Annotated in this window: 15 protein-coding genes; 8 read left to right on the top strand and 7 right to left on the bottom strand. The window is 71.9% G+C overall.

Going from position 1 to position 23339, the window contains the following annotated elements; genetic code table 11:
* Positions 1 to 722: 722 nt before the first annotated feature.
* Together ACODT5_RS16885 and ACODT5_RS16880 are read left to right on the top strand one after the other, a co-directional pair.
* Positions 723 to 2192 carry a phosphatidylinositol-specific phospholipase C domain-containing protein gene (locus ACODT5_RS16885; RefSeq protein ID WP_422520117.1) on the top strand — a complete coding sequence of 490 codons (1470 nt, stop codon included), beginning with the start codon at positions 723 to 725 and terminating at the stop codon, positions 2190 to 2192.
* A 214-nt stretch (positions 2193 to 2406) separates the two neighbouring features.
* A complete protein-coding gene (locus ACODT5_RS16880; RefSeq protein WP_422520116.1) occupies positions 2407 to 4743 on the top strand; it encodes a helix-turn-helix domain-containing protein in 2337 nt (778 codons plus the stop codon).
* A 4-nt stretch (positions 4744 to 4747) separates the two neighbouring features.
* On the opposite strand, the gene ACODT5_RS16875 is transcribed toward ACODT5_RS16880, so the two are convergent.
* Complete coding sequence (locus tag ACODT5_RS16875; protein WP_422520115.1) at positions 4748 to 5206, bottom strand: LIC_13387 family protein; 459 nt, start codon at positions 5204 to 5206, stop codon at positions 4748 to 4750.
* A 65-nt stretch (positions 5207 to 5271) separates the two neighbouring features.
* Positions 5272 to 6438 (bottom strand): LuxR C-terminal-related transcriptional regulator, encoded by a 1167-nt coding sequence (locus tag ACODT5_RS16870; protein ID WP_422520114.1) that lies wholly within the window; start codon positions 6436 to 6438, stop codon positions 5272 to 5274.
* Between the two features lie 207 nt (positions 6439 to 6645).
* Here ACODT5_RS16870 and ACODT5_RS16865 point away from each other — a divergent pair, with 207 nt between their 5' ends.
* The 5 genes from ACODT5_RS16865 to ACODT5_RS16845 all read left to right on the top strand — a co-directional run bounded on the left by ACODT5_RS16865 (position 6646) and on the right by ACODT5_RS16845 (position 11458).
* Positions 6646 to 8082, top strand: coding sequence for an FAD/NAD(P)-binding protein (locus tag ACODT5_RS16865; protein ID WP_422520113.1), 1437 nt, complete (start codon positions 6646 to 6648; stop codon positions 8080 to 8082).
* Positions 8083 to 8280: 198 nt separating this feature from the next.
* Positions 8281 to 8991, top strand: coding sequence for a DUF6193 family natural product biosynthesis protein (locus ACODT5_RS16860; protein ID WP_422520112.1), 711 nt, complete (start codon positions 8281 to 8283; stop codon positions 8989 to 8991).
* Between the two features lie 214 nt (positions 8992 to 9205).
* Positions 9206 to 9805 (top strand): cysteine hydrolase family protein, encoded by a 600-nt coding sequence (locus tag ACODT5_RS16855; protein ID WP_422520111.1) that lies wholly within the window; start codon positions 9206 to 9208, stop codon positions 9803 to 9805.
* A gap of 7 nt (positions 9806 to 9812) precedes the next feature.
* A complete protein-coding gene (locus tag ACODT5_RS16850; protein WP_422520110.1) occupies positions 9813 to 10721 on the top strand; it encodes a GlxA family transcriptional regulator in 909 nt (302 codons plus the stop codon).
* Positions 10722 to 10921: 200 nt separating this feature from the next.
* On the top strand, positions 10922 to 11458 hold the full coding sequence (locus tag ACODT5_RS16845) for a hypothetical protein (RefSeq protein WP_422520109.1): 537 nt from the start codon (positions 10922 to 10924) through the stop codon (positions 11456 to 11458).
* A 26-nt stretch (positions 11459 to 11484) separates the two neighbouring features.
* Here ACODT5_RS16845 and ACODT5_RS16840 read toward each other — a convergent pair whose 3' ends face one another.
* The 4 genes from ACODT5_RS16840 to ACODT5_RS16825 form a co-directional block, all read right to left on the bottom strand.
* Positions 11485 to 16329: a type I polyketide synthase gene (locus ACODT5_RS16840; RefSeq protein ID WP_422520108.1), complete on the bottom strand. Its 4845-nt coding sequence runs from the start codon at positions 16327 to 16329 to the stop codon at positions 11485 to 11487.
* A gap of 121 nt (positions 16330 to 16450) precedes the next feature.
* Positions 16451 to 18652 carry an MMPL family transporter gene (locus tag ACODT5_RS16835; protein WP_422520107.1) on the bottom strand — a complete coding sequence of 734 codons (2202 nt, stop codon included), beginning with the start codon at positions 18650 to 18652 and terminating at the stop codon, positions 16451 to 16453.
* Between the two features lie 200 nt (positions 18653 to 18852).
* Positions 18853 to 19284 carry an OsmC family protein gene (locus tag ACODT5_RS16830; RefSeq protein ID WP_422520106.1) on the bottom strand — a complete coding sequence of 144 codons (432 nt, stop codon included), beginning with the start codon at positions 19282 to 19284 and terminating at the stop codon, positions 18853 to 18855.
* A gap of 163 nt (positions 19285 to 19447) precedes the next feature.
* Positions 19448 to 19870, bottom strand: a complete 423-nt coding sequence (locus ACODT5_RS16825; protein WP_422520105.1) for a MarR family winged helix-turn-helix transcriptional regulator — start codon at positions 19868 to 19870, stop codon at positions 19448 to 19450.
* Between the two features lie 164 nt (positions 19871 to 20034).
* Here ACODT5_RS16825 and eno point away from each other — a divergent pair, with 164 nt between their 5' ends.
* Entirely contained in the window at positions 20035 to 21357 is a 1323-nt protein-coding gene (gene eno, locus ACODT5_RS16820; RefSeq protein ID WP_422520104.1) for a phosphopyruvate hydratase, read from the top strand.
* A 38-nt stretch (positions 21358 to 21395) separates the two neighbouring features.
* On the opposite strand, the gene ACODT5_RS16815 is transcribed toward eno, so the two are convergent.
* Positions 21396 to 23303 (bottom strand): ABC1 kinase family protein, encoded by a 1908-nt coding sequence (locus tag ACODT5_RS16815; RefSeq protein WP_422520103.1) that lies wholly within the window; start codon positions 23301 to 23303, stop codon positions 21396 to 21398.
* Between the last annotated feature and the right edge of the window lie 36 nt (positions 23304 to 23339).

Genomic DNA, 23339 nt, shown 5'->3' with positions numbered 1-23339 from the left:
CGGCGATGCTTTCGTCCAGTCGTCCAGTCGTCCAGTCGTCCAGTCGTCCAGGCCTCTCGGGCGTGAGCGCAGAAGCCGGCAGGCGCGTTGCTCGGTGAGGAGCGGGTCGAGATCGTGCGGGAGGCGGTTGGAGGTGTCCGGGGCGATGGCGTCCGCGTCGCCGCGTACCCCGGCGCGGGCCCGGAGCGGCTCGACGGTGAAGGCCGACAGGGCGATGGTGTCGGTGAGTTCGCGCTCAAGCACGTTGCCGTCGGCCGCGGTGGCGCTGCTCCAGGATGGTCGACGCGCTGTCGAGTGCCTCCCGCGTCGGATACGACGGCAGCGGCACCGCGGGGTCGGGGCGCACGACGCGGGCGAGCGGCGAGGCCCGTCGGCACTCGCCAGTTCGGCCTCCATGCCGTAACCGGCGGCTTCGACCTCGACTGGTGGGGGATCACCCAGATTTCGTGATCTCCCGCGCCGCAACAGTGGCGCGAGCGGCACACCGCGATCGACGAGGGCCGGGCCGGCGGATCCGCCCGGCAGAAGTAGCCGGGGGCCTACTTCTGCCGGTGGAACCGCATGGTCCGGCCCCCTGCCCACAGTGTTGGCTCGACGCGGAACGGACGGCGGGGCAGGGCCGCCGGGCATCACGGTGCCCCGGGTCGCCCACACCGCCGTCCGGCAACCGGTACCGCACGCCCGCTCCGGTTCCGACGACCGTTTTGACCCTGGGGAACGACATGCTTGCAAGAGGCTTCCGCGTGCTGCGAAGGCTGGCCCTACCCGTCCTGCCGCTGCTCTTCCTGGCCGCGACACTGCCCACCCCCACGGCCGCCGTGGCGGCGTCCGGGAGCAAGTACGGAGACGCCCGCCTCGACCAGTGGTCGTCGCTGACCACCCACAACTCCTACGCGGACTCGGGGGCGGTGCCGCCGCGGAACCAGTCGCGCACCATCGCCCGGCAGCTCGACGACGGCGTGCGCGGGCTGATGCTCGACACGTACGACGTCGCCTACGACCAGGAGGGCAACGTCGACCTGATGCTGTGCCACTCCACGTTCGCCTGCTACGAGACCTTCCGCAGCGGGCTCAGCACGGTGGTGGACTTCCTCAAGGCCCACCCGGACGAAGTGGTCACGGTCTTCCTGGAGAACTACGCCAGCCGCGAGACGCTCACCCGGGCGGTCACCGACGTGCTGGAGGCCGAGAACGCGAAGAACCTGCTGTTCTCCCCCAAGCAGTACGACATCGACAACCGCAACTGGCCGCGGCTGCGCGACATGGTCTCCGACAACCGCCGCCTGGTGGTGTTCCAAGACAGGTGGGGAGAGGACGTCCCGGTCACGTCCAGGGACGGGAACACGGAGTACGGCCGCCTCATGTACACCTGGACCCGTACGGTGGAGACGCTCTACGACTACGACGGCCGGCCCAGCGGCTGCGCGTCGCGCAACGGCAACCCGGTCGGGCAGAACCCCATGCCGGGCACGGCCCTGACCCCGCTGTTCACCATGAACCAGTTCGACTCGAGCGTGCTCAACCCCGAGGCCAAGGCGCCGGGCGACAACGGCGCGGCCCTGAAGAACCGCATCGACAGGGACTGCCGTCCCGCCGCGGGCCACAACCCCAACTACGTCGCGGTGAACTTCTACGAGCAGAGCGACACCAGCGGCGTCACCCCGATGTCCGTGGTCAACGAGCTCAACCGCAACGCCCACATCTTCTCGCCCCACCCGGCGCTGTGGACCGTCACCTCGGCCAAGCAGTTCATCGGGCAGACCTACCAGACCACCGCCCCGAACCGCTGCATGGTGCGCGGTGATTGGTTCCCCGACGGCTCGGGCGGCGTGATCACGCAGCGGGCTTGCGCGAGCCCGGCGCCCAGCAGCCAGCAGTGGACGGGCACCCTGCCTCCGTACGACAGCAAGGGCTACTACTGGCTCAAGGCGGGCAACGGCTACTGCCTCACCGTCCCGTGGAACCTCGGCACGCCGCCCGGAAACGGCACGCAGCTGTTCTATTGGCCGTGCGAGGGCCGGTGGGCCTCGGCGAACCAGCTCTGGGAGATCATGCCGGCAGACCAGTACGGCGGCAGGCGCGCCTTCTACTTCATCAACCAGTGGACCGGCACGTGCCTGACCCTGGACCCGGCGACGACCGGTGGCAAGGCCGGCAAGGTCACACTGGACGTCTGCCCGACCCGAGGATGACTCCCGGGGCCTGATCCGGGCACTCTGCACGCCCGCGACACCGGCGCCGATGCGGCCCGGCCGAGCAATCGGCCGGGCCGTCGGCGGGCCTGCACTCCGGATCGGGTAGGGACCGCGAACGCCCACCGGCACGGGTGGATACAGCGTCTTGGCATACTTCTGCCGGTAGGACCCACCGACTCGGGGGGACCACGCTGACCAGGGGATTCGAGTCATGAGTATCGGGGGGTTCGCCGCGCGCCTGCATGCTCTGCGAACGGATGCAGGGCTCAGCCAGGAGGAACTGGCACAGGCCGCCGGGTTGAGCGTGCGGGCCCTTTCGGATCTGGAGCGAGGACGCTCCCGGGGGCCGCAGCGCCGCACCGTGCAGGCCCTCGCCACCGCCCTGGTCCTGGACGATACGGCCGCCGCCGAACTGGAACACACCGCACGCCTCGGCCGTCCCCGTCCCCGTCCCCGTCCCCTCCGCGGAGCCGGGCCCGCCACGCAGCCGGAGACACAGCTCCATCCGTACCACCCCACCCCGCACCACCCCCTCCAACTGCCACGCGATCTGGGCGACTTCACTGCCCGCGGCCCTGCCCTGAACCGGCTGCGCACCCTGGCCGAGCACCTCGACCCGGCTCACCCACCCGTAGCCGTGGTCAGCGGACAGCCCGGCCTGGGCAAGACCGCCTTCGCCGTCCATGCCGCCCACGCCCTCACCCCCCACTTCCCGCACGGCCAGTACGCCATCGACCTGCGCGGCATGGACCCCCGCCCCACCCCGCCGCGCGACGCGCTCGCCCGGCTCCTGCGCGCCCTCGGCGCCGCCGACAGCGACATCCCCGCCACCGCCGAGGACCGCAGCGGCCTCCTGCGTTCCTTATTGCGCGACCGCCGGGTCCTTCTCCTCCTGGACAACGCCGCCGACGAGAACCAGGTCCGCCCCCTGCTGCCCGGCCACAGCCCCTCCCTCACCCTCATCACCAGCCGCAACACTCTGGCCGGCCTGGAAGCAGTCCACCGCCCCGAACTCACACTGCTGCGCCGTGAGGAAGCCGTCGAACTCCTCACCCGCGTCATCGGAACGGAACGGGTGAGCCGCGAGAGCCAGGCCGCCCGCGACATCGCCGACCTGTGCGGACACCTTCCCCTGGCCGTCCGCATCGCCGCACAGCGCCTCGCTGCCCGGCCGGGCGAACACCTCACCAAGCTCGCGGCGCAGCTCGCCGAAAGCGCGACCCGCCTGGACACCCTGCAAGCCGGCTCACTGCAGGTCCGCGCCGCCTTCACCTTGTCCTACCGGCAGTTGTCCCCACGCACCCGCACCGTCTTCCGCCGCGCCTCGCTCGCGGACGGCCCCGACTTCAGCCCGCAGAGCGTCGCCCTCTTGGCAGGGCTGTCCCTGCGCCAGGCCGCCACATGCGCACAGGACCTCACCGACGCCGGACTGCTCGAGCCCCACCCCACCGCCGACCGGTACCGCTTCCACGATCTCCTCCACCTCTTCGCCGCCGAGCAGCTCGTAGAAGAGGAGGAGCCCGCGCACACCACGAGCGCCCAGAACCGGGCCGACCTCTGGACACTGCACCGCGCGACCGCCGCCGCCCAGCTCTTCGACACCGCGCCCCACCCCGACACCCGCCCGACGCCCGACCCCGATCCCGTCACCGCGCCCGCCGACCACGAACAGGCGCGGGTCTGGCTGGAGGCCGAAAAGGCCCAGTGGCTCGCCGCGCTGGGCCGCGCCCAAGCCCGGGGCCTGCACCAACAGGTCATCGACACCGCCGAGGCGATGCACTGGTTCTCCGACCGCACCCCGCACTGGGAAGCATGGGTGCAGGTCTTCCGGTGGGCCGTCGACTCTGCCCGCGCCCTGGGCAGCAAACGCGACGAGGCCGTCCACCTCAACTACCTGGCCTGGGCCTACAACATGTGCCTCTACGACCACACCGCCGCCCTGACCGCCGCACGGTCGGCCCTGGCCGCAGCGCGTGAGAGCGGTGACCAGCTCCAGATCGGCTGGGCCCTGGGCTACGCAGCCGGCGCCCTCCACCGGCTCGGGCGCACCAGCGAGTCCATCACCTGGCTCCACGAGGCCGCCGACCACCTCGGGAAGCAGACCGGCCCGGAGAGCCGCCTCGCCGAACTCACCGCGCTCAACTCCCTTGGCCAGCAGCTGCGCCAGACCGGCCGCCCCTTGGATGCCCTGGCGATCCACCGCCGCAGCGAAGCCATCTGCCGCACCGGCGTCCCGGGAAAGCCCCGGGAACTGATCGGCCTCTACCTCGCAGTGACCCGCCAGCACATCGGAAACGACCTCGCCGCCCTCGACCGATGGAACGAGGCGGAACACCTCCTGCGCTACGCCCTCATCCACTTCGAGGCAGCACGGATGCCTGCCTGGAGCGAACCGGCCCGCCTCGACCTCGGCATCGTCCTGGTCCACCTCGACCGGCACCACGAAGCCCACACGGTCCTGACCACCGCTCACGACGCGCTCGCCCGGCTCAACAACCCCCGCAGATCCGAAGCCGCCGATCACCTCCACCAACTCGGCCTGACCTGACCCCTCAGGGTGCTGCCCGGCGCAGGGACAGGGCGAAGGCGCAGCTGGTGACGGCGAGGACGACGATCGGTGGCGGGGGCAGGAAGAGGGCGGATAGCGCCAGGCCGACGAGTGAGGCGGCGAGGAGCGTCCACCCGAAGGCGGTGCGCCGTTCGATCAAGGCAGGGGAGTGCCGGGCGGCGAACAGGGCGAGGAGCGCGCAGGAGATGACGAACAGGCCCATGACGGAACTCATGCCGTGGACGACTTCGAGGGTGGTGCGTTCCAGCCCCAGCAGCGTCATGCTCGTTGCCCGCATGGCTGCCGACGAGGCTTCTTGCTGCGGGGTCGGATCGCCCCAGGCCTCCGCAGCGGCCAGGGAAAGGTGTCCCGTACCCAGGAAAAAGAAGCCGCCGACCCCCACCTTGAAGGGGCCCAGCGGCGCCGGCTTGTGCCTGAGGACTGAGGGGGCGGTCGCACTCATCGTGACTCCCTGAGGATGGATCAGCTCACCCTCTACATGTGTAGAGGGCCTGACTGACCCGCACTCTACATCCGTAGAGGGAGCTCGGTGTGTGGGGGTCCGCCCCGGGCGGGGCGCCGAACTGCTGTCGCTTCCGGCAGCGCGGGCCAGTAGTGGTCGGTGAACAGGCGGGCGACCAGTGCGCCCCGGCTCGAGACGCCGGCCTTGGCGAAGATCGCCTTGAGGTGGTCGCGGACGGTGTGCGGCGAGATGAACAGCGCCGTCGCGATCTCGGCGGTGGTCATCCCGCGCGCGGTGAGCTGGGTGATCTGCAGTTCCCGCGGGGTCAGGCCGTACGACTCGGCGACCAGGACCGCCAGGTCGGCGGGCGTGGCGGGCTCGAGGACGAGGGCCACCGGGCCGGGCCTGCCTTCAGGTCCCGTGAGGCACGAGGCATGACAGGTCAGCCAGCGGCCTTCGGTGGACCGGATCCGCATGCGGGCGCTCCCGCGGTCCTTGCCGTCGGCGATGGCGCGCGCCTGGAGTGCTGTGCCGATCACCCAGATCGGCAACCGCAGCCCCAGCGGTGTGGGGAACGAGGGGCCATGCGGCAGCCGTGCGAGGTGGTGCCGAGCCTCGTCGTTGGCCGACATGGCTCCACCGGATTCGTCGAAGAGGATCAGGCCGGGCGCCGGGGAATCCGTGCCGCACGCGGATGCGGATGCGGATGCGGACGCGGGCTCGGGTGGCCGGGCGAACGTCCGTAGCCGCTCGGCCAGTGGGCGGGACAGATCGGCGAGCAGCGCGGTCTCCTGCGGTTGGAAAGCGCCGCTGGTGCGGAACAGGCTCACCAGGCCCCAGGGCCGGTCGCCGATCCGGAGCACGGCGCGCAGCTCGTCGTGCACGCCTTGGCCCTGTAGCAGGCGCCGGAACCGGGCGCTGCGGGCTGGCAGGTCGCCGGTGGCCGCGCGCAGCCCGGCTGCCGGTACGGCGGCGCGGGCCAGGTCGCGGAACGGCAGGACGTTCTCCTCCAGCAGTTCGCTGTGCCAGTAGGCGGCGCAGCCCTCGCCGGAGCCCAGGTTCTCCACCAGCATCGGCGCGGTGATCAGGCCGGTCTCCGGGTCGGTGGCGGTCCACACGGCCGAGTGGAACGGCACCAGCCGACGCAGCCGGGCCGAGACGCTGCTGAACAGTTCCCGTGCGTCGGCGGCCTGTTCGGCTGCCGCGAGCACTGGCCGGCGTTGATCGGTCATGCGTGTCCCCTCGACTGATCGGCCCGCCCCGCCCGCCGTCTGCCCGGTCTTTCGCGCCTTCCAGTCCCTCAGCCTGCCTCTCGCCCACACAACACGAAACCCCCCACTTGAGGGGGTCGGTTCCCGCGGATCTCCCGGGACCGGGGGATGGGGCGCCCCGGCAAGCACGGGCAGGGTCGGTGGCACACGAACAGCGGAGAGGGAGACATGGACATCGCGATCATCGGGGGAGGTGCGGCGGCCGTCGGCCTGTTGGACGCGCTTGCCACCACCGAGGGCACCACCGCAGTGGGCGGAACCGGCACCATCACCGTATTCGAGCCGTCACCGCACCTGTGGCGGGGGCGACCGTACGGGCCGGACCTGGACGCGGTGCTGGTCAACACGCCACCCGCCCTCATGTCGATCCGGGGCGGTGACTTCGGGCACTTTGCGGCCTGGCTCGGGAACCGCGGCGCCGACCACATCGACCCGCTCCTCGGTCAACCGCTGGTCCCACGCTCCCTCTACGGCGAGTACCTGGTCCACTCCGCGGAGAAGGCGGTGGCGGCTCTGGGCGAACAGGGTTGGCCGGTTAGCGTCGTGGCCGCACGGGTGACGGAGGCCGCCGTCCGCTCCGGCACGCGCCTGGCCCTGCACACGGACGACGGGCAGGAGTACGAGGCCGACCGTGCAGCGCTGTGCGTCGGTGGGGGAACACCCCCTGACCTGTACGGACTTGCTGGTGAAGCGGGCTTCACGGCCGACCCCTATCCACTCGCCGAAACGCTCGGTCACATTGTTGCCGGCGACGATGTGACGATCATCGGCAGCGGCCTGACCGCCGTCGACGTCGTCGTGGCGCTCGCCGCGCACCGGTACCCGGGACGGATCACGCTCCTGTCGCGCAGCGGGGTGCTCCCGCACGTCTGGCAGCGTCCGGACGGCCGGCGCCCGACACACGTGACCGTCGAGCGGGTGGCGGAGCTGCACAGAACCCGTGGGCATCTCGCACTCGACGACCTCGTCGGCCTGTTGCGCGAGGAACTGGCCGACACGGGAGAGGACTTCAACGATGTCATGGCCCAACTCCACAGCACTCCGACGGACAACCCCGTCCAACGTCTCCGCCGGCAGATCGCCGCGGTCGACGACCCTCGGATCGGGCGCCGCGTGGTGCAGGAGACGGCACACACCGTCGGTCCGTATGCCTGGCGCCTGTTGCGCGAACCCGACCGCGCACGGCTGAGGCGCCACCTCCGCACGGCCACGAGCGTCGCCTCACCCATGGTCCCGGTGAACGCGTCCGTCCTGATGGGGCTCCTGGACTCCGGTCAGCTCAACGTCTCTTCCGGCGTCGATGCGATCGAGCCGACGAACGGGCGGTTCCGGGTGCGGGATGCCAACGGCCAGCACACCGCGCAGGTCGTCGTCAACGCCGTGAACCCGCCCGCGCAAGCGGTCCCGGGCGCTGCCCGACATCTGGTCCGCTCACTGACGGGCGCCGGTCTGGCCACCCTCCACCCGTCCGGCGGGGTGGTTCCCGCCGACCCGCGCGTGCATGTGGTGGGCGACCTGGCCGGCGGCGGCTCGTTCATCACGTCGAGCATCGCGGGCGTCGCCGCGCAGGCATCCCGCACCGCCGTGGCGCTCCGGACAACCTGACCGCCGACCGCCGACCGCCGACCGCCGGAGGAGCCCCGCACGTGCCGGGAGCCATGGCGGAATCCCCCGTGCGAGAGGCAGACTGCCTCGGTGACTTCGCCTGAGACTGTCCCTGCCCGACGCGACCCGTTCCCCGCGTTCCCTTCTTTGTACCCAGATCTGGTGTCCGCCGGCAGTTTCGCTGGAGCACTGGAGGCCGTGGCTGCAGAACTCGGCCTCTCGCTGGGCAAAGTGCTCGTGAAAGATTCGGACCCGCTCCGGTCCGCAGGCGTCGAGAGCACGGTGGCCGACCGTAAGACGTGCTGGATCAGCCTGGGGTCTGTGGAGCGATGGTTCATCTTCAGCGGCTGGTCCACGGGAGTGAAGCTGGTCTCGGGCACAACTCAGGACTTGGGCGAGATGGCCCAGGCTCTTGAGGCATGGCGGAACGGCCTGGGGCTCGAAGACATCCGCGAGGTTAGCCCGTTCGTCGAGGTCAGCGAGCTGGCCGAGGCCCATGAGAAGGGGCCCGCCGAGGCGGTCGCGGTGAAGTGGCGCCTGCTCCTTGAGGGCCTGCGCGAAGAGGCGGACAGCTGGGATATCGCCCATCAGACTCTGAAGGTCGCCGAACTCGCACATGCCGAACCGAAGCTGCGTCAGCTACTTCCGTTCACCAGCCACTATTCGCTTCATTTCACGACCTGTACCGGGTTCCCGTACTCCTGGGACGTCCCCTTCATCGATCCGCTGGGCGACGGACGCTACCGGGTCTGCGGTCCCGCCCAAGGAACGGTGATCGCTGAGACGGATACCGCTGAGCACGCGATCTCCCTGGTCGTCGGCGGGCTTCCTGAGCCTTGCGGACCAGCAGTCGCCGGCACCGCCGACGATCAGCCAGGCTCGACCGCCTCCTCCTCCACTGGGACGTGATCTCCATCGCCATGCCGCTCGCCGACACCCACGTGATCCTTCTGGCCGGCCATGCCGGCGACGGGAACCCGGTCTTCGAACCAGGGCTTGTCCTGGGCTGTGCCGCTGGGTTCCGCGCTGCTTGACTGACTGAGCCCCTGCTGACCGGATCGGTCCGCTGTCGGACCCGATGCGGCCTGTTCCGTAGCCGTCCGCGCGGGCCAGGCTTGGGGGCATGACCCGAGCACTGATTGTCATCGATGTCCAGGAGTCCTTCCGCGCCGAGCCGCTGTGGGAAACGATCTCCGACCCGAACATCCCTGAGAAGGTGAACCGTCTGGTCCGGCTCTCCCGGGAGGCCGGTGACCTGGTGGTGTGGGTCCTGCACTCCGAGCCCGGCTCCGGTGACGTCTTCGACCCTGCACTCGGCCATGTCCGGCTGATGGCGGAGCTGAAGCGCGTGGACGGGGAGCCGGTGATCCACAAGACCTCGCACAACGCCTTCACCACCACCAACCTGCAACAACTCCTGACCGCGCACGGCATCCGGGAGCTGACCGTCTGCGGTATCCGTACCGAGCAGTGCGCGGAGACGACTACCCGAGTCGCATGCGATCTCGGCTACGAGGTCACCTTCGTGATCGACGCGACCGCGACGCATCCCATTCCCCACCGCGACGCGCCCGCCGACCAGAGCGTCGCCGAGCTGCTTGCCGACCCCCGGACGTTGCCGTCCGCGGAGGTCATCAGGCGCACCGAGTACGCGCTCGCCGGACGCTTCGCCACCATCGCGACGATCGGCGAGCTGGAGGCAGCGGTGGAACCCGTACGATGACCGAATCGTGAGCCGAATCGTCTTCTTCCTGGTTCCCGGAGTCCAATTGCTGGACCTGGCCGGCCCCGCGCAGGTGTTCTCCACGGCGGCCGACTTCGGGCACGCCTACACGCTCGCCTACGTCGCCGAGCAGCCGCAGGTCTCCACCGCCCAGGGCCTGCCGCTGCTGGCGGGGCTCGAGTGGCCCGAGCTCGGCCCCGAGGATCTGATCGTGGTGCCCGGCTGGTGGCCGGGTGTCCTGGCCGACGGACCCGCCATCGGCGCCGCCTCCCTCCAGGTCCTTCGGGACCATCACGCGAGGGGCGGGACGGTGGCCAGCGTCTGCGCCGGAGCCGATGCGCTCGGCCAGGCCGGCCTGCTCGACGGCCGCCGCTGCACCACTCACCACGAGCTGCAGGAGGAGTTGGCCCTGCGCCACCCCGGGGCGGTGGTCGTCCGCGATGTCCTGTTCACCGCCGACGACCGGGTGATCACCTCGGCCGGCATCGCCAGCGGCATCGATCTGGCCTTGCACCTGGTCGCGACCCGCCACGGCCCGGCCGCCGCCGCCCAAGTGGCCCGGGACATGGTCGTCTACGCCCGCCGCAACGGCCACGACCCGCAGTCCAGCGCGATGCTCCGCCACCGGTCCCACCTCGACGACACCGTGCACCGGGTCCAGGACCTCATCGACACCCGCTTCGACCAACCGCTCCCTCTCCCGACCCTCGCCGCGGCCGTCGGCGTGAGCGAACGCACCCTCACCCGCCTCTTCAGCCGAGCCACCGGACTCACCCCCCTGCGCTACCAGCAGACCCTCCGCCTCGAACGCGCCCAACACCTCATCAGCCAAGGCGCAACGACCGATGCGGCTGCCCGCGCGGTCGGATTCGAGGACCCCCGCATGCTGCGCCGCCTCCGCGCCCGCACGGCCTGAACGCGGCAGCTGCGCGCCTACGCCCAGAACCCGGCCGACTGCGGTGCGGTGCGGTCAGTCCGTGAGGAAGGCACCTTCGCGGCAAGCACGGCAGGCGAAGACGTAGCCCAGCTGGCCACCGAGGTCGCAGAGGTCATTTACGCTACGGCCCTCAGGGTTCTCCAGGTCTTCCGGTGGGGGTGTGCGGCATGGAGTTCGGGGTGGGCTTGCCGTCCTACGCGCGTCGGCCCGGCGTGCGCCGCTTGCCGGCGCACGAGCGGCGGAGGAGGTGGCGGTCCCTGGGCTCGTCCTTCCTCGTCAGGTTCGTCGTCTCGCTGCCCGAAGACCCCATCGCGGCATTCTCCGCGCTGTTCGATCCGGTGCAGAAGGCTTGTCGGCTCCTGGTCCGGCTGTGGGCCGGGCCGGGCATGCGGGGCGGATGGGACAGCGAGGCGGGACGACTCGTCCTCGCGGTGCATACGGCGTACTGGGTGAGGGATGCGCTGCGCGCGGAGGAGGCGGACGACTGTCTGCTCGTCGTGGCCGACGGCAGGGTCGCCGTCCGGGCCGCCTGGCAAGACGCACCCGAGGCGGTCTCCTGTAGGTATGCCGGTGTGCGGCGCATCCCGTGGCCGCGACGGACGCGGCGCCGCCTGGACATCGTGTGCTCGGACGGCTCCTGGCTGACCGTTCGCGCGTCCCAGGCCGCGTCCGCCGACCGGATCCGTGAGCTCCTGTCGCCCCAGGAGACGTCCTGACGAACCCGGGCGGCAAGGCGTGGGGATCACGCGGCAGGGGCTGAGGTGGCCGTGTCCGCCTCCAGCTGCCGCAGTTCGCGTTCCAGCGCGGTCACGGCCTGACGGATCTGGTCGGGCGTGTGGTCACAGGTGATGAAGAAGCGCAGCCGGGCCATTTCCTCCGGTACGGCCGGGTAGAGGATGGGGTTGACGCTGATGCCCTGCTGGAAGAGCGCCTCCGCGAGCTTCAGCGTCTTCAGCGAGTCCCCGACGATGCACGGGACGACCGGCGTGTCGTGGCTGTCCCCGACATCGATCCCCGCCGCGCGCGCCAGGCGGACGAACAGCGCGGCGTTGGCCGCGAGACGCGTGACCCGCTGCGGCTCGGTGCGCAGGAGGCGCAGTGCGGCCAGCGCGGCGGCGGTGTCGGCCGGGGTCATGCCGGCGCTGTAGACGAAGCCCGGCACGGTGTAGCGCAGGTACTCGACGACCGCGCGGCTCCCGGCGACGTAGCCGCCGCAGCTGGCCAGGGCCTTCGACAACGTGCCCGACCACAGATCGACGGCCGCCCGCTCGATGCCGTGGTACTCACCGATGCCGCGTCCCGTCGCGCCGATCGTGCCGGTGCTGTGGGCCTCGTCGATCATCAGCAGCGCGCCGTGGCGCCGCTTGACCTCGACGAGGGCGGGCAGGTCGGCGATGTCGCCGTCCATGCTGTAGACGCCTTCGATGACGACGAGCACCCGTCGGTACTGGTCGCGGACCTGGCCGAGCACGGCGTCGAGCGCGGCCGCGTCGTTGTGCGGGAACGGCCGCCGGGTCGCGCCGGAGAGCTTGCAGCCCTGCAGGATGCTGTCGTGGGCGAGGGAGTCGTGCAGGACGAGGTCCCCGGGGCCGACGAGGTGCCCGATCACGGTGACGTTGGTGGCGTGTCCGTTGGCGAGGGTGAGCGCGGATTCGCATCCGAGCAGGCCGGCGAGTTCCGTTTCGAGTTCCAGGTGGAGCGGACGGCTGCCCGACAGCAGCCGGCTGGCGGACACCGACGTGCCGTAGCGCTCGACCGCCTCCTTGGCGGCCGCCTTCACCGTCGGGTCGGTCGCCATGCCCAGGTAGTTGTAGCTGGAGAAGGAGATGAGTTCCCGGCCGTCGATGACCGTCGTGTCCGTCATGCCGCCTTCGTGGACGAGGAAGTACGGATTCGCGAGTCCCAGCCCGGCGAGCATGCCGATCCGCTCACCGTGGGCGGCCACCTCCGGGAAGCGGTCGATCCGCGTGTGCTCCTCCGGCACGGCCGGGGCGCAGGCCGTCGACTGGTCCTTGGGCGTCGGGACCACACGCAGGTGGGGGGAGTCCGCTGCCGCGGCCAGGTCGGGAGCCACCACGACCGGCGCCGAGTCGGCGGACGTCGCCGGCGGGGTCCCGTCGCCGTGTCCGGCGCGCTGCCCGGGGACGGCCGTGGCCGCCGTGGCGTCCGGGCAGGTGCCCGTGATCAGCGCGGCGAGCCGGGCGACGGTCGGCCGGTCGGCGGCCCGCTCGTCGAAGGACCACTGCGGCCACTGCCGGTTGAGGGAGGTGAACAGGTCGGTCAGCATCAGCGAGTCGAAGCCGAGGTCGTCCACCAGCAGCTGGTCGTTGCTCAGCTGCTCCACCGGGAAGGCACTGATCCGGGCCACCTGCGCGAGTACGGCTTCGGTGACCTCGCCGGTGGCCCCGTCGGACGCCGCGGGCGGGGCGGGCGGGTCGGTGGGGGCGGTGGCCGGTGCCCCGGACTCCTCGGGGGCCGCGGCAGCGGGTACGGCCGGAGCGGTGGGCGCCGGCGCGGGGAGCGCCCCCGTGAGGCGGGCGAGCAGCTCCGCCTGCTGCCGGACGAGCCGGAGCAGTTCGTCCATCGGGGTGTTCGCCGGGTCGTACGCCGGGGCGTTCATCGAGGTCTCCTCGGGCTGTGCGGGTTCCACGGCTACGGGCTGCACGGGCTCCACGGACTGCGGCGGGAGAGAGACAGCGGCGGGATCCTGCTTCGCGGCACGCCGGGACGGCACCCAGTAGGACTGGGTGGCGAGCCCGGCCACCGGCAGGTCCAGCAGCCGGCGCTCCTCCTCGGTGATCAGGGCGCGCGGGTCGACCGGGGCGCCCAGGACCGCGAGCCGGGCGAGGGCCAGTACGAAGGTGCGCCCGCCGTCGGCCGTCCCCTCGACCGGGACGACGTGGACGTCGCCGTGGCCGGTGAGGTTGCGGCGGACCGCGGTGAGGAGCGAGCTGCCGCCCGTCACCTGGAGGAAGACGCGCGCCCCCTGCTCGTAGGCGGTACGGACGGCGTCGCCGAAGAGGACCGGCGCCGACGCGTGCCGGGCCCACAGCTCGCGCAGCCTGTCGGGGTCCTCGCAGACCTCCGCGTTCACGGACGAGACGAACGGCAGGACGGGGCTGACGATCGGCCGGGCGGTGAGGCCCGAGCGGATGGCGTCCTCGACGGCGGCCAGGCGCGGCGAGTGGAAGGCGCTGGACACGTCGAGCGTCGCCGTGACGACCCCGGCTTCCGCGCAGGCCTCGCGCAGGGCGGCGAGACCTTCCGGGGTGCCGCTGACCACGATCTGGCGCGGCTGGTTGAAGCAGGCGAGCCATACGCCGTCGATCGCGTTCGTGAGCCGGCGGCAGGTCTCCTCGTCGCTCTGCACGGCGAGCATCCCGCCCGGGAAGCGGGACTCGGCCTGCCGGAGGGTCGCACCCCGGTGGACCAGCAGCCGGACCGTGTCCACCTGGGTGAGCGCTCCGGCGGCCGCGGCCGCGGCGAACTCCCCGGCGCTGTGGCCGAGGGCGAGATCGGGACGGAGGCCGCAGTCGGCGAGTACGCGGGTGGTGGCGATCTGGACGGTACCGAGCAGGGGCTGGCACACATCGGTGGCGGCGAGCCGCTTCCTGAGCTCCTCTGTGTCGCCGTGGGACCGGGCCTCATCGCCGTACAGCAGGTCGGAGAGGTCGAAGCCGACGTCCCCGCGGGCCACGGCGTCGAGGACGGCGACGGCCGACCGGAAGGCGGGGAACCGCTCGTGGAAGTCCCGCATCATGCCCGGCCGCTGGCTGCCCTGACCGGGGAAGAGGAAGGCCACGCGGCGCTGTGCGGCGGGCAGGGGGGCGTCGGCGGCGAAGGCGCCCTCGCCGAGGTCGCCCCGGACTCCGGCGAGGAGTTGCTCACGGGCGTGGCGCAGCCGCTCGACGAACGCGCCGGTGCCGGTGGCCACGATGGCGAGCCGGGCCGTCAGCGGTTCCCGGGAGCCGAGGGTGTGGGCCACAGCGGCCAGCGGGGCAGGGTCCGCCGTGTCGAGCGCGTCGAGTACGTCGCCGATGTGCCGGTCCAGCAGTTCGGCGTTCCCGGCCGACAGGAGGACGAGATGGGGTCCGAAGTCTCCGGTTTCTCCCGCATCCCCGGTGCCTACGCCGTTTCCGGCGCGGTCCGGGAGGTGACCGGGGCGCCCGGGGGCCGCGTCGGGCTGTCGCTCCTCCAGGACTACGTGGACGTTGGTGCCACCGAAGCCGAAGGAGCTGACGGCGGCACGTCGCGGGGTGCCGGTGTCCGCGAAGGGCAGTGCGGTGTCGGCGAAGCGCAGGCCGGCGGCGGATACGCCCAGGTCCGGGTGGGGGGTGGTGGCCGGCTGCGGCACGATCGTGCGGTGGTGGACGACCAGGGCCGTCTTGATCAGTCCCGCGATGCCCGCCGCGGCCAGCGAGTGCCCGATCAGGGCCTTGCCCGCGCCGAGGTAGCACAGGGACGGGTCGTCGTCGGGGTACTCGGTGCGCAGTCGGCGCAGGGCCTCGGCCTCGGCCCGGTCGCCGGTGGCGGTGCCGGTGCCGTGGGCCTCCAGGAAGCCCACGGAGGAGGGCGCGACGCCCGCGTCCGCGTAGGCCCGGCGCATGGCGCGCAGCTGACCTTCGGAGGTGGGCACCAGGGGGCCGGGGGAGGCGCCGTCGTTGGCCGAGCCGATGCCCTTGATCACCGCGTAGACCCGGTCTCCGGCGGCGAGGGCGTCGGCCAGCGGCCGTACGACGACGACACCGGCGCCCTCGCCGAGGACGAACCCGTCGGCCTCCGCGTCGAACGGGCGGCACACCCCGGCGGCGGACAGGGCGCGCAGCCGCGAGAAGCCGACCAGGCTGTCGGGGGTGAGGTTGAGGTACACGCCGCCGACGAGGGCGATCCGGCAGCTGCCGGATCGCACCTGGGCGATCGCCTGGTCGAGGGCGACCAGCGAACCGGAGCACGCGGCGTCGACGGCGAAACTGGGACCGCCGAGGTCGAAGTGGCGGCTGACGGTCCCGGCCGCCATGTTCAGAAGGCTCCCCGGCAAGGTGAAGGCATCGATGGTGCCGAGCTGCCGCGCCCGCTCCACGGCGGCGTCGGCGGCGTCCCCCACCCCGGCCTTCCCCGCCCCGGAGCCCCCGGCGCCCTCGTCCGCCGCGCGTGCGTCCTCGGCCAGGGTGATCGCCCGGAGGGGGGCCGTCATGAGGTCCTTGTAGTCGGACACCGATATCCCGAAGAACACCCCGGTGTTCTCGCGGTCGAAGTCACCGCGGCCCATCCCCGCGTCGGCGAGCGCCTCGCGCGTGACGTCGAGCATCAGCCGGTGCTGCGGGTCCATGGCCCGGGCGCGAGCGGGCGGTATTCCGTAGTGCGCCGCGTCGAAGCGGTCCAGGTCCTCCAGGAAGGCGACCTGGTCGGTGTACGCGGCGTTGGGGGCCGACCGGTTGCCCGGCTCGTGGAAGGTCCCGTGGTTCCAGCGTTCCCCCGGGACGGCGGAGAACTGACGCTCCGCGCTCATCAGGAGCTTCCAGTAGGTGCGGATGTCGGGGGCGCCCGGAAAGCGGCAGCCGAGTCCGACGATGGCGATGTCAGTCATGGGTCTTCCTTGTCGTAGCGCCCTGGACGGATGGCGGCCGGGGCTGGGCGGGGCTGGAGGGCCTGGAGGGCCGGGACGGAGCGGTGGTGAGGCCGGTCTGGAGAGGGGGAGCGCCTGGTGGTCAGCGGCGCGCGTGGGCGTGGGTACGGACGACGGTGCGGCTCGGGGAGCAACGGCCCGGGGCGCACCGCCTCGCGGTGGCAGGTGGCGGCCGGGGCGCCGGCTGCGGCGCTCTGGGCCTCAGCGCCTTCGGTGCCCACCAGTTCAGGCCGCCCGCCAGGCGCATGAGCGCCGGTACGAGGACGCCCCGTACAAGCGTGGCGTCGAGGAGGACGCCAAGACCCGCGCCGATGCCGAAGAACTGCAGGAGGGAGACCTGGGAGCTGCCGAAGCTCAAGAGGGTGAACGCGAGCAGGGCGCCGGCCGTGGTGACGATGCCTCCCGTCCGGGCGATGCCCGTGACGATCGCGTCGGTGTCGTCCTCCCCGGCGTCGCGCGCCTCCTTGATCCGGGCCAGGACGAACACCTCGTAGTCCACCGAGAGCCCGAAGAGGATGCAGAACAGCAGCACCGGCATGGTCGTACTGAGCGGTCCGGGCGTGAAACCGAGCAGGCCGCTCAGATGGCCCGTCTGGAAGATCCACACCATCGCTCCGAGGACGGCCGTCAGGCTCAGGGCGTTCAGCGCGATGGCCTTGAGAGGCAGCAGCAGACTGCGCGTGAAGCCGAAGAGCAGCAGGAACGTGGTGACGGTGATCAGGGCGAGGGCCAGCGGGATCCGGTCGCCCACGGTGTCCTTGGCGTCGACCAGTACCGCGCTCGGTCCGCCGACCAGGACCCTGGTGCCCGCCGGGGCGGGGGTCTCGCGGACGTCGTGCACGAGCTGCTGGGCCGCCCGCGAGCGGGCGTCGACCCGCGGAACCACCGAGAGCTGGGCCGGACCGCCGCCCTCGGACCCGGCGACCGGGGAAACCTGTGCGACCTCGTACGCCTGTGCGACTTGGGGGAGTGCGGACAGCCTGCGGACGTAGTCCTCCCGTGCCACCCGGGGCGCCGTGCCCGTCACGGAGACGGTGAGCGCGTCGGCGCCCTTCATGTCGAACGCATCGCGCACCAGGTCACCGGTCTGCCGGCTGGCCGCGCTCGTCGGCAGCGCCCGGTCGTCGGGGGTGGCGAAACCGGCGTGCGCGAACGGCGCGGCGAGCAGCACCAGCAGGCCGATCACCGGCAGCGCCGCGAGCAGCGGGCGGCGTACGACGATCCGCGCCAGCCCCTCCCAGAAGCGCGATCCGGAGCCGGTACGGGCCCGGCGGCGCCACGGCACGGGCCAGGCGTTCACGCGCTTGCCGAGCAGCGCGAGCAGAGCGGGCAGGACGGTCACGGCGCTCACGGCGGCGATGGCCACCACGGCGATGCCCGCGTAGGCGAAGGAGCGCAGGAAGTACGGCGGGAACACCAGCAGCGTCGCGAGCGCGGCGGAGACCGTCGCGGCACTGAAGGCGATCGTGTGGCCGGCGGTGCGCACGGTCCGGATCGCGGCCGTCCGCGGCAGGTACCCGGCGGCGAGCTCCTCGCGGAACCGCGAGACGATCAGCAGCCCGTAGTCGATGCCCAGCCCCAGGCCGAGCGCCGTGGTGAGGTTCAGCGCGAACACGGACACGTCGGTGACGGAGCCGAGGACGCTCAGGACCAGCAGGGTCCCGGCGATGGCGAGGACTCCGATCAGCAGCGGCAGCGCGGCGGCCACGACGCTGCCGAACGCCAGGACCAGCAGGATCAGGGTGCCCGGCAGCACGACGGCCTCGGCCCGCTTCAGGTCGGACTCCGCGATGTCCTGGAGCTCGGCGTCGGTGAGCGCCGACCCTCCCACGTGCACGGTCAGGGCCGCGTAGGGGGCGCCGGGAGCGGTCAGCTCCTCGCTCAGCCGCTCGGCCCGCGCACCGAGCTGCTCGCCCTCCCCCTCGACGTGCGCGACCAGCATGGCCGCACGGCCGTCCCGGCTGCGCAGCTCCGCCGCGCCGCCGGTCCAGTACGAGGTCACGGCGCTCACGTGCGGCTGGGCGGCGAGCCGGCGGCTCAGGTCCTCGCCCTCGCTCCGGGCCGCCGGGCCGTCGACGGAACCGCCGGATGCCTCTGCGACGACTACCAGGTTGGGGGAGGCCCCCAGGCGCTCGGCGGCCACGCGGGCGGCGCGGCTGGACTCGGACCGGGGATCGTCGTACCCCTGAGTCTTCAGCCGGCCGGTGGCCTGCGCACCGAACACGACGGACAGTGCGAGGAACACGAGGGCGGTGAAGAGGACGAGTCCGGGACGGCGGGTCACGAAGACACCTGCGCGACGGGACATCGGGGGACTCCGATCCGGGTGGCGGTTCGTCCTGCGCTGGTGCAGGACGGTGGATTTCCACCGTGCCCCGGTCGGGGACGGGGCCGTAGCCCCGGCTATTCGTTACTTGACAGGCCCTCCAGATCGTGTGGCTGCGCATCCTCGCCCGTCGTGCGCATGACCGTCGGCCCGGCTGGTCAGTCCGTGTCGACGACCCGCACGGTGACCGGGGTGCCGGCTTCCACCGTGCGGCTCACGGTGCAGAGCTTGTCGTGGGAGGTCTTTACGGCGCGCGGCAGGATTGCGCGGGCCCGGTCGCCGGCCTCCCCTGCGGGGAAGTGGACGGTGAAGGCGGCCTCGAGGTCGGTCATGCGGTTGCCGCCCGCGTCTTCGGTCTTGTGCCCGTGGACGGCCACGGAGAACTCGGCGGGTTCGGCGTGCCGGGTGGTGGCGACGTCCACGTCGGCCGCGGAGCAGCCGCCGATCGCGGCGAGGAAGAGCTCGACGGGGGTGAAGCCGCCGTCGGATCCGGTCCCGAAGGTGATCGTGTCGCCGCGGGAATTGGTCGCGGTGAACGTGCCCGGACCGGTTCGCTCGACGGTGACGGAGCGCAGGGAGTCAGCAGTCATGACACCGACGGTAGCCCCGTCACCCAGCTCGCACATCATCGAGAACGGCAAGCCTACGGCTTCGCCCGCCCGACCGCGCCGGTCTGGAACAACGCCTGAAACTCTGCCGAGGCGGCACGCTTCCGCGCTGGGCGGCTGCCGGTGTCCCGGCACGGTCACAGCGCTAGCGTGTGGCGAGCCGCTCCAGCAGGGCCGCGCTCTGCGCCAGCAACGCCCGCTCCTCATCCGTGAGTTCGGCTTCGATGGCCTGGGCGAGCCAGCCGGCCCTGCGGCCGCGCCCCGCTTCGAGTGCGGCCCGGCCCGCGTGCGTCAGCTCGACCAGCGACTTGCGGCCGTCCGTGGGGTGCGCCCGGCGCGTGATCAGGTTCTGCTCCATGAGGAGCCCCACCGCCCGGGCCATCGACTGGGGGCGTACGCGCTGATCGGCGGCGAGGTCGCTGGTCGTCATGGCGCCGTCGCGGTCGAGCGTGCCGAGCACGGCGACCTGGCCCAGCGGGATGTGGTCCTCGTGTTTGACGCGCCGGGTGAGCTTCCCCATGGCGGTACGCAGTTCTGCGGCGATGGCGGCGGCTTCCGGGGTGGGCATGAGGCACCTTACCCCGCTGGTCAGCACTGTTGCGCGCGTGACCAGCACAGCAATGCTGTACAGCCAAACTGAACAGCATTGCTGTATTGTCTGGCCTTGTCGGGCTCAGCGCCAGCGTTGTCGCAGCCGGGGCCACGACATGCGAGCACGGGGAGGAACCACCCATGTCCACACAGGCAGTCGGAAACGTCGACACCACCATCGAGACCATCACCGCCCGCCGGATCATCGACAGCCGGGGCAACCCCACGGTCGAGGTCGACGTCGTCCTGGCGGACGGGTCCCTGGGGCGTGCGGCCGTCCCCTCCGGCGCCTCCACCGGCGCCCGGGAGGCCGTGGAACTGCGCGACGGGGACTCCACGCGCTGGCACGGCAAGGGCGTCGACCGAGCGGTGGCCCACGCCAACGGGGAGATCGCGGCGTCCGTGAGCGGCCGGGACGCGGCGGACCAGGCCGGCCTCGACGCCGCCCTGGTCGCCCTCGACGGCACCGCCACGAAGTCCCGGCTCGGGGCCAACGCGATCCTCGGCGTCTCCCTCGCCGCCGCGAAGGCCGCCGCCGCGAAGGCCGCCGCGGCGGCCCACCGCCGGCCCCTGTCCCGCCACCTCGGCGGCGCCGACGCCCACCTCCTGCCGTTGCCGATGATGAACATCGTCAACGGCGGTGCCCACGCCGACAATCCGCTGGACTTCCAGGAGTTCATGATCGCGCCCGTGGGCGCCGACACCTTCGCCGAAGCCGTCCGCATGGGCAGCGAGGTCTTCCACACCCTGCGCCGCGACCTGCTGGCCGCCGGCCACTCCACGGGCGTCGGCGACGAGGGCGGCTTCGCGCCCGCGCTGCGTACCGCCGAGGAGGCCCTCGACTTCGTGATGGCCGCCATCGAGCGCACCGGCTACCGCCCCGGCACGGACATCGGCCTGATCATGGACCCGGCGTCCTCGGAGTTCTTCAGCGACGGGGTCTACGACTACGCGGGCGAGGGAGTGCGCCGCACCCCCTCCGAGAACGTCGAGTACCTGGTCAAGCTGATCGACGCCTACCCGATCCTCTCCGTCGAGGACCCGATGGCGGAGAACGACTGGGACGGCTGGCGCGAGCTGACCGCCCGCGTCGGCGACCGCTGCCAGCTCACCGGCGACGACCTGTTCTGCACCAGCGAGACACTGCTGCGCGAGGGCATCAGTACCGGCGCCGGCAACTCGATCCTGATCAAGGTCAACCAGATCGGCACCCTGACCGAGGCACTGGCCGCGGTCGCCACGGCCCACCGGGCGGGCTGGACGGCCGTCATGTCGCACCGCTCGGGCGAGACGGAGGACACCACCATCGCGGACCTGGCGGTGGCGACCGGCTGCGGCCAGATCAAGACCGGCTCGCTGTCGCGCTCCGACCGCACGGCCAAGTACAACCAGCTGATCCGGATCGAAGAAGAGCTGGGCTCCTCGGCGCGCTACGCGGGCCGCTCCGCACTGCGCCGGGGATGAACAGCGGTCAGAGGTAGGGGCCGTGCCCAAGAAGCCGGCTATTCCATGGGCCGGCTGGTGACGTAGACGGTACGCAGGACGATGGCGGCGGACAGCACCAGGAGGTTGCAGCCCATCAGCCCGTACAGCGCGAGGTTCTCGGTCACGCGCGGGCCGCCGTCCATTCCGAGGAGTTGGAGGCCGGCGAACCCGAGGAAGATCCCGACGAGGGCGTGTACCACCCGCCCGACGAGCTCGCCGACGACCCGCCGGTCGCGGAGATCGGCGAAGAGCCGCACGTTGACCCCGAACCGGCCCTCCTCGAGTGCACTGCCGAGGCGGTCGAGACGGCGCGGCAACCGTCGCAGGACGGGCAACAGCGCGATCAGCTCGTCGCGGGCCGTGTCACGGGCGCTCTGCGGTCCCAGCCGGTCTGCGAGCCGGGCCGAGGCGTACGTACGGGACGCCTGCAGCATGTTGAAGCCGGGGGAGAGGCGGATCAGTGTGCCCTCAAGGGTGGCCAGCGCCCGGAACACGGCCGCGATCTCCGGCGGAACCGCCAGCCGGAAGGCGGCCACCAGCCGGAACAGATCGCTGAACATCTGCGCGTCGGGCGCGGAGCCGTGCCCCAGGTGGCGGGCGCTGAACTGCCCGAGCACGCGCAGCAGCCGCTGTTCGTCGACCTCCGCGGGACGGTCGGTGATCTCCAGGAGGGACTCGCGCAGGGCAAGCGGATCGCCGCGGTCGACGGCGAGGAAGAGCCCACCCATGGACTCGCGGAGCCCGGCGTCGATCCGGCCGACGGATCCGAAGTCGAGCAGGGCGGCCGTGCCGTCGGGCTGGAGCAGGATGTTGCCGGGGTGCGGATCGGCGTGGAAGACGCCGTCCAGCATGATCTGGTTGAGCAGCGCGGTGAGCAGCGTCTCGGCCAGTTCGGTGCCGTGCTGCTCGTCGTCGGGGACCGCCTTGCCGAGCGAGGTGCCCTCGACCCGGCTCATGACGAGGACGCGCTCGGTGCTGAACTGCCCGTGCAGGACGGGGACGGCGATGCTGGAGTCGCCGCGAGCCTCGGCGGCCCGGCGCACCGCGGTCATGTTGCGCGCCTCGACGCGGAAGTCCAGCTCCTCGCGCAGCGCGACGGCGAAGCCCTGCGCAAGCTCGTTCAGCCCGAGACCGCGCCCCCAGACGGTGCGGACGCTCAGGGCGGCGGCCAGGCGCCCGACGATGTCCAGATCGCGCTCCACGAGTTCCGGTATCCCGGGCCGCTGCACCTTGACGATGACCTCGGTGCCGTCGTGCAGGACGGCCGCGTGCACCTGCGCGATGGAGGCCGCGGCCAGCGGGACCCGCTCGAACGTGGCGAACACGTCCTGCACCGGCGCTCCCAGGCTTTCTTCGAGGTGGGTCTCGACCTCGCTCCAGGGCGCGGGCGGCACTTGGTCCTGAAGGAGACTGAGCTCCTCGATGTACACCTCGGGCAGCAGGTCCCGTCGGGTCGACATCAGCTGCCCCAGCTTCACGAAGGCGGTCCCGCCGGCCTGCAACGCCTGCCGCAGCTCCCGCGCCAGCAACTCGTGCCGCACCCCCGGAGCGCGCCGCCGCCCTCGCAGGTAGGGCCCGAGACCGTGCCGGGTGGCGATGCGCACCACCCCGGAGTACCGCCGCGCCCGGGCGATCCGCCCCCGCACCGACTGCACCCACACGAGTGGCCGTACGGCACCCACGGGCACCAGGATGTCCAGCGCGACGAGCACCACCATCGAGGCGATCATGCCCACCCCGACCATCAAGGACAGCAGCGGCGCGAGCTCCCCCGACTCCTGCTCCAGCCGAGGCCCGAGCAGAGCTCCGGACACCGCGAGCCCGCACATCCCCGCGACCGCGACCCGCACCACCCCCGCCCGCACCCCTAGAAGCCGCCGCCCCACCATCGCGGGCGCCACCACCACAAGCAGGAAGACGAGCATCCCGACCAACACACCTGTTAACCACATGACTTCATT

The organism is Streptomyces tatrensis (assembly GCF_049310065.1).
Taxonomy (GTDB): Bacteria; Actinomycetota; Actinomycetes; order Streptomycetales; family Streptomycetaceae; genus Streptomyces.
Note: the sequence above shows the minus strand (reverse complement) of the source record. Positions and strands in the feature narration are given on the sequence as shown.

Bases quoted from the DNA above. Each gene is read 5' to 3' on its own strand.
- ACODT5_RS16830 (WP_422520106.1), bottom strand. From the start codon at position 19,284: ATGACTGCTGACTCCCTGCGCTCCGTCACCGTCGAGCGAACCGGTCCG.
- ACODT5_RS16865 (WP_422520113.1), top strand. From the start codon at position 6,646: ATGGACATCGCGATCATCGGGGGAGGTGCGGCGGCCGTCGGCCTGTTG.
- ACODT5_RS16870 (WP_422520114.1), bottom strand. From the start codon at position 6,438: ATGACCGATCAACGCCGGCCAGTGCTCGCGGCAGCCGAACAGGCCGCC.
- eno (WP_422520104.1), top strand. From the start codon at position 20,035: ATGTCCACACAGGCAGTCGGAAACGTCGACACCACCATCGAGACCATC.
- ACODT5_RS16880 (WP_422520116.1), top strand. From the start codon at position 2,407: ATGAGTATCGGGGGGTTCGCCGCGCGCCTGCATGCTCTGCGAACGGAT.
- ACODT5_RS16855 (WP_422520111.1), top strand. From the start codon at position 9,206: ATGACCCGAGCACTGATTGTCATCGATGTCCAGGAGTCCTTCCGCGCC.
- ACODT5_RS16885 (WP_422520117.1), top strand. From the start codon at position 723: ATGCTTGCAAGAGGCTTCCGCGTGCTGCGAAGGCTGGCCCTACCCGTC.
- ACODT5_RS16825 (WP_422520105.1), bottom strand. From the start codon at position 19,870: ATGCCCACCCCGGAAGCCGCCGCCATCGCCGCAGAACTGCGTACCGCC.
- ACODT5_RS16840 (WP_422520108.1), bottom strand. From the start codon at position 16,329: ATGACTGACATCGCCATCGTCGGACTCGGCTGCCGCTTTCCGGGCGCC.
- ACODT5_RS16875 (WP_422520115.1), bottom strand. From the start codon at position 5,206: ATGAGTGCGACCGCCCCCTCAGTCCTCAGGCACAAGCCGGCGCCGCTG.
- ACODT5_RS16815 (WP_422520103.1), bottom strand. From the start codon at position 23,303: ATGCTCGTCTTCCTGCTTGTGGTGGTGGCGCCCGCGATGGTGGGGCGG.